We start from the raw sequence: 11,315 nt of genomic DNA, 5'->3' as shown, positions 1-11,315 counted from the left end.
ACGCAGTGTTTCATCTGTCGCAAGGGCCCTGGGCAGGCGGCGCGACTTCAAGTTAGGGGTGTGTTGCCCTCAGGCGCTGCGGTTGTCTCGCCAGGCCGAGGGCGTCAGGCCGCTCCAGCGCCGAAAGGCACGGTGGAAACTGTGCACCGACGAGAACCCCAGAGCCTCCGCCACTTGCTTGAGCGGCAGCTTGCCTTCGGCCAGCAGGCGCTCGGCCATCAGGCGCTGGCATTCCTGGCTCAGGTCGGCGTGGGTCATGCCCAGGGCGAACAGGTGGCGGCGAACCGTGCGTTCGCTCATGCCCAGGTGCTCGGCGGTTTCCGCCACGGTGGGCAGGCGAGGCAAGGCGCGCAGCAACCACTGGCGCACCTGGTCGGCGATGTCCGAGCCCGACTTCATCGCGGCCAGCAGGGACTCCACCCGCGTGCGGGCGGCCACGTAGGCGATGGGATCGTGGGTGCTGAGCTTGGCATCCAGCAGGGCCGGGTTGAACCAGATCGCGCACTCCTTCCGGCCGAATTCGAGGCGGGGGCCGAAGGCCGCCTCGTAGCTTTTCTCGTGCCCGGGCGGTCGGGCGTAGGGAAAATCGACCTGCCGGATGTCGACGCTGTTGGCGCCCACAAAGCGCAGCATCTGCACGGCGCTGGTCGCCACCTGCTCGGTCCGGAAGCGTCCGCTCAGGCCATCGCGCAGGATGGGGTTCACGACGATCCGGGCGCCCTGGCGGTCTTCCACCAGTTCAAGCTCACAGCGTTCGACCACCAGCGGGGCAAAGCGGTTGATGTCGTCCAGCATCTGGCGCATGGTGCTGCCCGACAGCATCAGGGGCGTGATGGCTCCATATTTCATCAAGGCGATGCTGCGGCCCGCCACCAGCCCAAAGACCGGGTCCTGCGTCTCTTCGATGGTGGCGGCCATCATGCGGTCGAACAAGGCCACTGGCATCCATTCACCGTCCTCCTGCAGATCGTCGGCCGAATCGATGCCGCACTGCTTCAGGACGCGGACGGAGTTGAAGCCCTCGACATCGAGCGTGTAGGCCAGGATCTTCAGGTTGGTGGGGGACAGTTTCATGATGGCGGTAGTCTGCGGGTTTTCCATGCGCTGGCCCATTCGGGGTATTGAGTGCTTTCCCTAGAGAAAGCAGCCATGGTTAATAACTGGCCGGCCAGGCCACTGCCGGACACGCTGGGGATCCCTAGGCTTGCGTCATACCAAACGGAGACCTCTCACCATGTCCACATCCTCAGCAGGTTTGCGCGCGTTCGCGCTCCGCAGTTTGTCCGCCGCGGTCTTGTCCGCCCTGACCGCCGCCGCGTTTGCCGCACCCGGCACCACCACCCTGGGCACGCGCGGCAGCCTCAGCCAGGCCAACCCCGCGATCACGGGCAATGGCAGCGCGACCTGGAAGGACTATGGCCGCGCCGAGCAATACCCCAAGGCCGTGACCTTGCCGCTGCAGTTCATCACGATGAAGAACGGCCAGAAGCTGGCGGTGCTGGTGTCCGTGCCGGCCGATGGCAATGGCAAACCTGTGGCGGGCGCCTTTCCCGCCATCCTGACGCAGACCGCCTACCGCATCGACCTGGGCCAGTTGCTGGGCGGCTTTGCCGTCACCGGCAACACCTTGCTGGTCGGTGGCAAGGACGAGTTCATGATCAAGCATGGCTACATCTCGGTCGCGGTGGATGTGCTGGGTTCCGGCATGTCCGACGGCCAGGGCGCCTTGTTGGGCAACGCCGAGCAGGCGGCTTATGGTGAGGCGGTCGAGTGGGTGACCAAGCAGGCCTGGTTCAACGGCAACCTGGGCCTGGCGGGCACTTCTTACCTGGGCATCACCAGCTTGTTGACCGCGCAGCAACAGAACCCGGCGGTCAAGGCCGTGTTCGCGCAAGTGCCGATGGGCGATGCCTACCGTGGCACGGTGGGGGTGGGCGGCTTGTTGAACGCGCAGTTCATCAGCCTGTGGTTGCCGTTGACGCAGGCGTTGAGCGTGCAGAACGACATCGCCAAGAGCCTGCATCCCGAACTGGCGTCGCAACTCGATGGGGTCACCCAGGAGCACATCGCCGCCATTGACAGCTGGTACCTGCCCACGGTCGGCAGTTCGCTGGGGGGCATGACGGGTTATGCCACGGACGATGGTGACTTCTGGTCGGTGCGCTCGCCGCTGGAAAACGCCGCCAAGATCAATGTGCCGACCTTCATCGTGGGCGGCACCAACGACATCTTCCAGCGCGACGAGCCCTTGCTGTACGAGCAGTTGAAGAACAAGGTCACCACCAAATTGCTGATCGTGCCCGGCGCCCACGTGCAGGCGGTGTTGAACGCGCAGAAGGATTCCAACGACGCCATCGCCAAGGGCGCGCCCGAAACCAAGTACCTGATGCTGCAATGGTTTGACCAGTACCTGATGGGCATGAACACAGGCGCCGCGGCCCTGCCCAACGTCACGCAGTACGTGGACGGCTCCGGCCTGCTGGGCAAGAGCTTTGCCAGCACGACCGACTGGCCGCACCCCCAGGCCGCCCCGCAGCGCTACTACCTACGCGGCAACATGAGCCTGACCACCACGGCGCCCACGGCGTCCGAGGCCAGCCACACCATCGCCGAGCCCCAGGCCCCCGTGGTGACCTACAACAAGAGCGACACCGGCAAGACGGTGCAGGCCAAGGTCACGCTGAACGACGGCAGCGATTGCTCTTCCAGTTATGTGCAGTGGTCGCTGGGCATTGGCGGCTTACTGCCCAAGCTGTGCTTCACCAACAGCAACACGGTCGAGAAAGCGCAGAAGGCGTTGATCTACCAAACTGCACCGCTCGCGGCCGACATGTACATCAATGGCCCGATGCAAGCCGACATCTGGATGTCGGCCACCAACACCGAGGCGGCCTTGGCGGTGCGCATCGACGACGTGGATGTGTGGGGCAATGCCACGCCCATCTCGACCGGCCTGCAGTCGGCCAGCCACCGTGCGGTCGATCCCAGCCGTTCGCGCTACATCCATGGCGTGATGGTCCAGCCTTGGCACCCGTTCACCATGGCGGCCAAGCAGGCCGTGGTGCCCGGTCAGCCCATGCTGGTGCCGGTGGAAGTCTTCCCCGCCGCGGTGCTGGTGCGCAAGGGCCACAAGCTGCGCATCGCCATCAGTGCCAGCAACCAGGCTCAAGGTGTCTGGCCCACGCCGCAGCAGTTGAAGGCCGATGGCAATGTCAGCACGATCTACAGCGATCCCAGCCGTCCTTCCAGCCTGGTTCTGCCCTTGGTGCCGGTCAGTGCCTTGAAGTGACGGACAAGCGGGTGAGCCTCAGGAGATGAGGGTGCCCACCAAGGCCAGCAGCGTGAACAGGACCCCAATGACGATCGCCAGCCAGTTGATTGGCGAGAAGGCGTTGTTGGGGTCGTGCCCCTTGGCGGCGACGGCGTTGATGTCGTTGACCACGGTCTGCACGGTCAGCAGCGGCACCAGCGAGAAGAAGCCCAGGAAGAAATAAGGCTCGGGCAGGTTGCCCAGCAGGGACAAGACGATCCACACCACGGACAAGGGCCCGGCGGCCAGTTTGGCATCGGCGGGCGCGGCGTCGTGGCGGCGGATGCGCGAGAACAGCGCATAGCAGAAAACGGGTGCGAAGACGGTGCGCAGCACGGGCGACAGCTTCTCGCGCTGCTGATCCCGCAGGATCTTCCAGTTCTTGTAGAACCAGAAATACTGGTAGAGGCTGAAAGTGCACAGGAACATCACCGCCAGCTTGCGGGTGGACACCGCGAAGAAGGGCGTGCCCTGCTGGTAGGGCGCCGTGGGCACGTCGGCCACCACGGCCTTGGGCGGTGAAAAGGGGTTGCTGCTGGGGTCTTCCATGGAGGCTTCGCTTGTTTGGAATCAATGTAACTGATCCCGGCCAGGCCTCCCTTTGGCTCAATACCCCAAGGCTTTCAGCCGGGCCGCCTGCTGTCGGTAGAACGCCACCGGATCGGGCGCGCGCCCATGCCCATCAAGCCCATGACCTGCTTGACCTCGTCGAAGTGGTTCCAGGGGTAGTCGTTGCGCAGCACCTTGCCCCAGGCTGCCGTCAGGCGCCCAGCAAGGGCATCAGGCCGCCGCGCTGGTCCAGCGCGATCAGGTCGTCACAGCCGCCCACATGGGTGCCTCCGATGAAAATTTGCGGCACGGTCCGTTGGCCGGTGATTTCCATCATGTGCATGCGTTGGGCGGGGTCCTGGTCAACGCGGATTTCTTCAATCGTGTCGACACCGCGCTGCTTGAGCAGCATCTTGGCCCGGATGCAGTAGGGGCAGACCTGGGTGGTGTACATCTTGACGGCTTGCATGGCGGCTCGATTCAGTTCAACAAATCAAATCAATCAGGTGACATTGTCCTGCGCCGTGCATGACCGTCTGGGGAGTGTGGGCACCACGCGGGTGCCATTTTTGAGGCATCAGGCCGTTTTTTCGACCGGCAGGTTGGCTTCGCGCCAGGCTTTCAGGCCGCCGGCCAGCACCTGGGCCTTCTCGTGGCCCATGGTCTTGAGCTGGGCCACAGCCTTGGCGCTGCGGGCGCCCGTGGCGCACACCACGACCAAGGGAATCGTTTTATTCGACGGCAGGCCCTTGACCTTGTCGGCCAGGGTGTCCAGGGGGATGTTTTTGGCCCCCACCACGTGGCCGGCGGCGAATTCGCCGGTGTCGCTCACGTCGATCACCTGGGCTTTTTCGCGGTTGATGAGGTGAACCGCGTCCGCGGGGCTCAAGCCGCCATTGGCGCCACCCTTGATCTGGGGCCACAACAGCAGGCCCCCGGAGGCCAAGGCTGCGACAAGCCAGTACCAGTTCTCAAGCAGGTAGCTCATGGGAAATCTTTCGTGTGAATGGCAAACATGGGATTTTATAATCTCCGACTCCCTTTACGCGACCGGACTTGAAGCCATGTACAAGCTTGTGCTGATTCGCCATGGCGAATCGACCTGGAACCTCGAAAACCGATTCACCGGCTGGACCGATGTGGACCTGACGCCCACGGGTGTCGAACAGGCCAAACAGGCCGGCCGCCTGCTCAAGGCCGAAGGCTATGAATTCGACGTGGCCTACACCTCGGTGCTCAAGCGCGCCATCCACACCCTGTGGCACGCGCTGGACGAGATGGACCGCCCCTGGCTGCCCGTGGTCAACAGCTGGCGCCTGAACGAACGCCACTACGGCGGCCTGCAGGGCCTGAACAAGGGCGAGACCGCCAAGCAGTATGGCGACGAGCAGGTGCTGGTGTGGCGCCGCAGCTATGACACGCCGCCGCCCGAACTGGACGCCAACGACCCGCGCGGCCAGCGCCAGGACATCCGCTACAGCAAGCTCAAGCCCGAGCAGATCCCGCTGACCGAATGCCTGAAGGACACCGTGGACCGCGTGCTGCCTTTCTGGAACGAATCCATGGCCCCGGCCATCAAGGCGGGCAAGCGCATCGTGGTGGCCGCGCACGGCAACAGCATCCGCGCGCTGGTCAAGTACCTGGACAACATCGGTGATGACGAGATCGTGGGGCTGAACATCCCCAACGGCATCCCGCTGGTGTACGAGCTGGACGCCGAACTGAAGCCGATCAGGCACTACTACCTGGGCGATGCGGAGTCGATCGCCAAGGCGGCGGCTGCGGTGGCGAGCCAGGGCAAGGCTTGATTCGGCTTTTTCGGCGAACGTCACCGCCTCAACGGCCCAAGCCGATCAAGCTGTAGACCACCGGACAGTGGTCGGACAGTTGCCGCCCCTGGTCCTCGGGGGCGAAAGGCAGCCGCGTGAACTGTCGCCGGGCAGCGCGCCTGGCCAGCGTCTCGCTGACCAGGATGTCGTCGATGTAGCGCGTGTGGCGGTCGTCCGCGCTGCAGGGAATGCTGCTCGCACCTTCGGTGGCGCGCACCAGCACGGCCCCGGCGGGCTCGTTGTCGCTCAAGGCGTTGAACAGGTTCAAAGGCTGCGATTCGTCGGGCCCGGCGGGGTAGTGCGAATCCTTGTCCAGGTGGCGGTTGAAGTCGCCCAGGATGGCAAAAGCCTTGCCGTCGCGCACGCGTTCGTCCACCCAGCGCTCAAGCACGGGCACTTGCTGGCGCAGGCGCTGGCAGGGGGCGAACTGGCGGTCCAGCTTGCCGTCGAAGCAGCCGCTTTTCAGGTGCACGGCCAGCAGACGCACCTCGCGCGGCGTGCCGGGATGGAGCGTTACATCGGCGCCGGCGCGGGTGCCGCCGTCCACGTCCAGAGCGGCCAGGTCGCCATTGCAGCGGTAGGGTGTGCCTTCGCGGATGGCGAAGCCGACCTTTTGCGGGTGGGCGCGCTTGACGAAGCAGTCCAGCGTCCAGCCCTGGCGAAACACCTGCCGGGCCGCCACGGGCCCATCCACTTCCTGCAGGGCCACGGCATCGGCTTGCACCACGTCGTGCAACTGCGTGGCCGTGCGGGCCAGGGCATCGAAGTCGGCCCGGGTGCGCGTGGGGGCCTGGGCCTTGCCGGGCGTGCAGGGCAGGGCGCGTTCGTCGCTGCGGGGCTGCTGGCGCGTGCAGCGGTTGCCCAGGTCGGCGCGGTCGGCGGGCGTGAGCAGCCATTCCAGGTTCCAGGTGGCCAGGCGCAGGGCGTCGCCTTGGCCGGCGGCCTGGGTCTGCGAACAGGCGCTGAGCAAACCCCAGGCGGACGCGAGCACCGCCAGCACGCTGAGCGCGCGGCGCTTGGAGAAACAAAGCATGGGAGATTCCTCTGATTGGATGAAGGGGCGCTTCATTGGCGAGCGCCCTCTGGGGCATGCGGCGGCAAAGCGGCAGTGTGCCGCTTTGCGCAGGATCAGCCCGCCAGCAGCGCGGCGCGGTCGACCGTGTAGTTCTGCGGGCCGGACACGGCGATCTTGAGCGCGCCCATGCGGTTGGCCAGGGCCACCGACTTGACCAGGTCCCAGCCATTGGACAGGCCATAGAGCAGGCCGCCACGGAAGGCGTCGCCGCAGCCGGTGGGGTCGAGCACGGCAGCGGCCTTGACGCCTGCCACGTGGGTTTTCTCGCCCTGGATGTAGACGTTGCAGCCTTCGGCGCCCAGGGTCTCGATCAGGCCCTTCAGGTGCGACTTCGAAATTTCGGCCAGGCTTTGGCCGGTGCGGTCGGCCAGCATCTTGCCCTCGTAGTCGTTCACGGCCACCCAGGTGGCTTGCGAGACGAAGCGCTTCAGGTCGTCGCCATCGAACATGGGCAGGCCCTGCCCCGGGTCGAACACGAAGGGGATCTTGGCGTCGGCCAACTGCGCGGCGTGCTGGATCATGGCATCACGGCCATCGGGGCCGATGATGGCCAGCTGCACGCCCACGTCGGGCTTGATCACCAGCTTGTCGGCGTGCTGCATGGCGCCGGGGTGGAAGGCCGTGATCTGGTTGTTGTCCTGGTCGGTGATGATGATGGCCTGGGCGGTGTGGCTCTCGGTCACGGTCAGCACGTGCTCGAGGCTGACGCCCCATTGCTGCATGCGCTCGCGGTAGGAGTCGCCGTCGACGCCCAGCGCGGCCATGACCACGGGCTGGCCACCGAGCTGGTGCAGGCCGTAGGCGATGTTGCCGGCGCAGCCGCCGAACTCGCGCCGGAGCGTGGGCACCAGGAAGGACACGTTGAGGATGTGCAGCTGGTCGGGCAGGATCTGCTGCGCGAAACGGCCGTCGAAGGTGCTGATGGTGTCAAAGGCCAGCGAGCCGCAGATCAGAACGGACATGGTGAAGATTCCTCAAGGGTAAAAGAGCTCGGCGGTGTAGCCCGCCAGTTTCAGGTTGGGCGCTTCCAGGCGCCATTGCAAGGTGGTGCTGCGGTCGGCCGGGACAGCGGCGGGCACGGGGCCAGGCGCCACCTCGGGGTCGGCCTTGGCATCGGCGCTGTCGACCCACTGGGCATCGCGTGGCGAGAAAGCGCGGCGGGCCACGACGGCGCCATTGGTGTCGGTCAGGGTCAGGTCGACGTCGGGCCAGGCCAGCCCGATGGGCGCGCGGTTGTGCACGACGACGACCAGGCGGTAGGTGTCGGCCCCTTCGGAGTTGGTGCGGACCAGCGTGGCGCTGTCGACCTGAAGGTGGTCGATGCGCAAGGGTGGCTGGATCTTGCAGCCGACCGACTCGCACCATTGGGCCAGGTAGGGGCGGGTCTCAGGGTAGTGGGCGGCGATGAGGTCGCGCCACTGGTGCGCCGCCTGCAGGGCCAAGGTGAGCAGCAGGCTCAGGGCGATCAGCGACAGCACGGTGCGGGTGGCCGGGTGGCGCCAGAAGGCGCGGCGCTGGGCTCGGCGCAAGAACTCGGGGGTCTTGGCGGCAGGGTCGCGGCCACGCGTGCCCGGGCGGCCCTTGCGCTGGCTGGGCGGCTTGAGCGCCTGTTCGGGCACGAAGTCTTCGCTGAACCGGGACGCGGTGGCGTCCTCGGTGGTCCCCGCATCCTCGGTGGACGTCGCGTGGCTCGTCGGCGCCTTGGCCGGCGCCACGGGGGCAGCCACCGGCACCGGAGGCGGCTCGTCGATGTAGGGCGTGGACGACGGCCCGAAGTCCGAGGCCCAATCGTCCTGCACCCCGCCCGCGGCGTCGGTGGGGAACTGCGCGTCGGCGAAGTCCGGGCCCCGGCGACGGCGGCGCCTTTGGGGCCGGTCGGACTCCGAAGGCATCAGGTAGCGGGAATCGAGCGCGTCGGACTCGTCGGTGACCGGCAGGTTGCTGGGCAGAAACTCCGGCGGGCTGGGCGCGGCGTGGGGCTCTGTGTAGAACCTGACCTGGGGCTCGGGTGCGTCGTTTTCGAAGGCCGGTGGGGGCGGCTCGGGCTGGCCGGGCATGGCCACCGAGGTGTCGAGCTCGAAGTCCGTGGCCGACAGCAGGTCGTCGATCGGGGCGTGGTCCGGGAGGCTGTCTTCCAGCCCGAAACGGTTGGGTTCCGGGTGAGGCGCGGGCGCGGTGTTCGGCCAGGTGGAGTCGGCCGCAGGTTCCGGCGCGGGTTCGGGCGGCGGTGGTGGAGGCGGTGTGGGATCTGGCCTGGGCGGCGCCGTCGCGGGACGCTGGGGCGGCGGATCGCGGTCCAGGTCGAACAGACCGGGCAGGGCGTTGAAGACCTCGGTGCAGCGGCCGCAACGCACCCAACCTTCGGAGACCTTCAATTGGTCTTGCACGACCTTGAAGATCGTTCCGCAGTGGGTGCATCGGGTGGCCAGGCTCATGGCGCTGGATGATGCCACGAGCCGAGGGGTGTTCCGACCCCGGTTAGCCCTTGTGGGGGAAGCGACCGAGCGTCCGGTGCCTGGACGATGCGGCGGCTCGTTTTCAGAGTCCCTTCGACTTGAGGCGCCCGGCCTGCTGCACGTAGAACGCCACCGGGTCTGGCGCGCCCTTGCCGATCAGGCCGAAGGTCTGGTTGACCTCGTCGAGGTGGTTCCAGGGGTAGTCGTCGCGCAGGACCTTGCCCCAATGCGCGGCACAAACGGTGACCAGGCCATCGCTGGGCACGGTGGCCTCCTTCAGGATGCCGTCCAGCAGATCCCAGGCATTGGTCTTGGCCTGGTTGCCGGTGGCCGAGTAATAGTAGATGCCATTGCTGGCGAGTTCGGGGCCCTGGCCGCAGGGCTGGGTGGGGGCACCTGCCTGAAACCGGGCGTTGAAGGCGGCGGTGTCCGAGGCCCAGGCCGCCAGGGCGGCCGGGTCTTGTGGCAGCTTGGACGAGCCCGACAGCCAGTCGATGAGCGCGCCCGCCGAGGTGAACAGGCCGGGCTGGGTCGACAGCAATTGCATGATGCCATCCGGTGGCAGGGAGGTGTCGATCACGTGCGGGCCGCCCACGGCGGTGACGCTGGCGACCAGGCCGGGGGCCACGCCGGCCGCATAGCGGGCGGTCGGGCCACCCTGGCTGTGGCCGATCAGGTTGAACTTGCCGTAGCCCTTGGCGGCCTGCCAGGACTTGAGTTGCTGCAGCAGTTGTTCTCCGCGCACATCGTTGTCGTTGACGGCCGACACCTTCGCCACCAGCACGGTCGCGCCCGACTTGCGCAATGCATCGGTGATCTGGTACCAGTAATCGACGCCCAGGATGCTGTCAAAGCCCATCAGGCCATGCACGAGCACGATCGGGTAGCGGGTCTGCGCCTCTTTGCTGGCCACGGTGGTGGCCGCTTGCGCGCCCATGGGGGCGGCGAAGGCGATGGCCAGGGCGGCCAGGGACAGCGCGGCAAGGCGTTGGAGTCGTTGGGGCATGTGGGCTCGCTTGATTGTTGTTGAATATAACAATCATCGTGGAGCCGAGCATGCCCCGCATCCCTGAAGACCCTTGATCTGGGCGCGGGGCGCCCCCGGATTCGCGGGGGCGTTGGCGGCCAGGCTTGCGGGGAAGGTCAGCGGGTCTGCGTGCCGCGGGTGGCCGTCATCAGGATCCAGCCATCGTCTTCATCGGCCACGCTCAGTTGCAGGCCGACGGCCGCATACGCTTCTTTCAGCTCCGCCTCTTGCCGGGCCAGGATGCCAGCCATGACGATGTGGCCGCCCGGTGCCACGTGGCCCGACAGCAGCGGCGACAGCAGCTTCAGCGGCGTGGCCAGGATGTTGGCCAGCACCACCGGGTAGGCGGCCTGGGCTTCGCCCACCAGGTCGGGCAGGCCGGTGTTGAGCTTGGTGTCGACGTTCTTGAGGTTGACCTCGGCATTGGCCAGGGTCGACTCGACGGCGGCGGGGTCGATGTCGACCGCGTCCACCACGGCCGCGCCATGCAGGGCCGCGCCAATGGCCAGGATGCCGGAGCCGCAACCGTAGTCCAGCACTCGCTGGCCTTGCAGGGCTTCGGGATGCCGGGCAATCCACTTCAAGCACATGCGCGTGGTCGGGTGTGTGCCAGTGCCAAAGGCCAGGCCCGGGTCCAGGCGGATCACGGTCTTGGCCGTGGCGGGCACGTCGTGCCAGGTGGGCACGATCCAGAAATCGTCGGTGACCGGCACGGGCGCGAACTGCGATTGCGTCAGGCGCACCCAGTCCTGGTCCTCGACTTCCTGGATGCCTTGCACGTGGATGTCGGTGGCCCAATCTTGCGCCAGGATCAGGGTCACGGCTTCCAGCGCCTGCGCCTCGTCGGGGAACAGGGACTTGACGGTCGACCGCTCCCAAGCTTCGCGCTCCACGGGCATGCCGGGCTCGCCCCACAGGGCCTCTTCGCGCTCGGTGTCGGCATCGAAGTCTTCCACCGACACCGACAGGGCTTCGAGCTCCATCAAGGCGTCGCTGAGGATGTCGACCTGGGCCTCGGCGGCCAGCAGGGTGAGTTCATGCATGGTGTGCTGCTTTTCTGCGGACCAGG

11 protein-coding genes are annotated in these 11,315 nt (G+C 66.6%); 2 read left to right on the top strand and 9 right to left on the bottom strand.

What is annotated here, in order from left to right:
• Positions 1 to 69 precede the first annotated feature (69 nt).
• Entirely contained in the window at positions 70 to 1,074 is a 1,005-nt protein-coding gene (locus ACREB4_RS08565) for an AraC family transcriptional regulator (RefSeq protein ID WP_431587799.1), read from the bottom strand.
• Positions 1,075 to 1,234: 160 nt separating this feature from the next.
• Here ACREB4_RS08565 and ACREB4_RS08560 point away from each other — a divergent pair, with 160 nt between their 5' ends.
• Positions 1,235 to 3,289 (top strand): CocE/NonD family hydrolase, encoded by a 2,055-nt coding sequence (locus tag ACREB4_RS08560; RefSeq protein ID WP_431587798.1) that lies wholly within the window; start codon positions 1,235 to 1,237, stop codon positions 3,287 to 3,289.
• 18 nt (positions 3,290 to 3,307) lie between these two features.
• Here the strand turns inward: ACREB4_RS08560 and ACREB4_RS08555 are convergent, their stop codons facing one another.
• From ACREB4_RS08555 to ACREB4_RS08545, 3 genes are all read right to left on the bottom strand, one after another.
• The gene (locus ACREB4_RS08555) at positions 3,308 to 3,859 is read right to left on the bottom strand and encodes a hypothetical protein (protein ID WP_431587797.1); all 552 of its coding nucleotides are present in this window, start codon (positions 3,857 to 3,859) and stop codon (positions 3,308 to 3,310) included.
• A gap of 211 nt (positions 3,860 to 4,070) precedes the next feature.
• Entirely contained in the window at positions 4,071 to 4,328 is a 258-nt protein-coding gene (gene grxC, locus ACREB4_RS08550; protein WP_431587796.1) for a glutaredoxin 3, read from the bottom strand.
• Positions 4,329 to 4,436: 108 nt separating this feature from the next.
• Complete coding sequence (locus ACREB4_RS08545; RefSeq protein WP_431587795.1) at positions 4,437 to 4,847, bottom strand: rhodanese-like domain-containing protein; 411 nt, start codon at positions 4,845 to 4,847, stop codon at positions 4,437 to 4,439.
• 76 nt (positions 4,848 to 4,923) lie between these two features.
• On the opposite strand from ACREB4_RS08545, the gene gpmA reads away from it, so the two are divergent.
• Positions 4,924 to 5,667, top strand: a complete 744-nt coding sequence (gene gpmA, locus ACREB4_RS08540) for a 2,3-diphosphoglycerate-dependent phosphoglycerate mutase (protein WP_431587794.1) — start codon at positions 4,924 to 4,926, stop codon at positions 5,665 to 5,667.
• Between the two features lie 28 nt (positions 5,668 to 5,695).
• Here gpmA and ACREB4_RS08535 read toward each other — a convergent pair whose 3' ends face one another.
• The 5 genes from ACREB4_RS08535 to prmA form a co-directional block, all read right to left on the bottom strand.
• Positions 5,696 to 6,721 carry an endonuclease/exonuclease/phosphatase family protein gene (locus tag ACREB4_RS08535; protein WP_431587793.1) on the bottom strand — a complete coding sequence of 342 codons (1,026 nt, stop codon included), beginning with the start codon at positions 6,719 to 6,721 and terminating at the stop codon, positions 5,696 to 5,698.
• 95 nt (positions 6,722 to 6,816) lie between these two features.
• A complete protein-coding gene (locus ACREB4_RS08530) occupies positions 6,817 to 7,725 on the bottom strand; it encodes a carbohydrate kinase family protein (RefSeq protein ID WP_431587792.1) in 909 nt (302 codons plus the stop codon).
• Between the two features lie 12 nt (positions 7,726 to 7,737).
• The gene (locus ACREB4_RS08525; protein ID WP_431587791.1) at positions 7,738 to 9,198 is read right to left on the bottom strand and encodes a zinc-ribbon and DUF3426 domain-containing protein; all 1,461 of its coding nucleotides are present in this window, start codon (positions 9,196 to 9,198) and stop codon (positions 7,738 to 7,740) included.
• 103 nt (positions 9,199 to 9,301) lie between these two features.
• Positions 9,302 to 10,225, bottom strand: a complete 924-nt coding sequence (locus tag ACREB4_RS08520) for an esterase/lipase family protein (RefSeq protein WP_431587790.1) — start codon at positions 10,223 to 10,225, stop codon at positions 9,302 to 9,304.
• Positions 10,226 to 10,362: 137 nt separating this feature from the next.
• Entirely contained in the window at positions 10,363 to 11,289 is a 927-nt protein-coding gene (gene prmA / locus ACREB4_RS08515) for a 50S ribosomal protein L11 methyltransferase (protein WP_431587789.1), read from the bottom strand.
• Between the last annotated feature and the right edge of the window lie 26 nt (positions 11,290 to 11,315).

Source organism: Aquabacterium sp., assembly GCF_050725395.1.
Classification (GTDB): domain Bacteria; phylum Pseudomonadota; class Gammaproteobacteria; order Burkholderiales; family Burkholderiaceae_C; genus Aquabacterium.
This window is presented reverse-complemented; position numbering and strand designations above follow the sequence as displayed.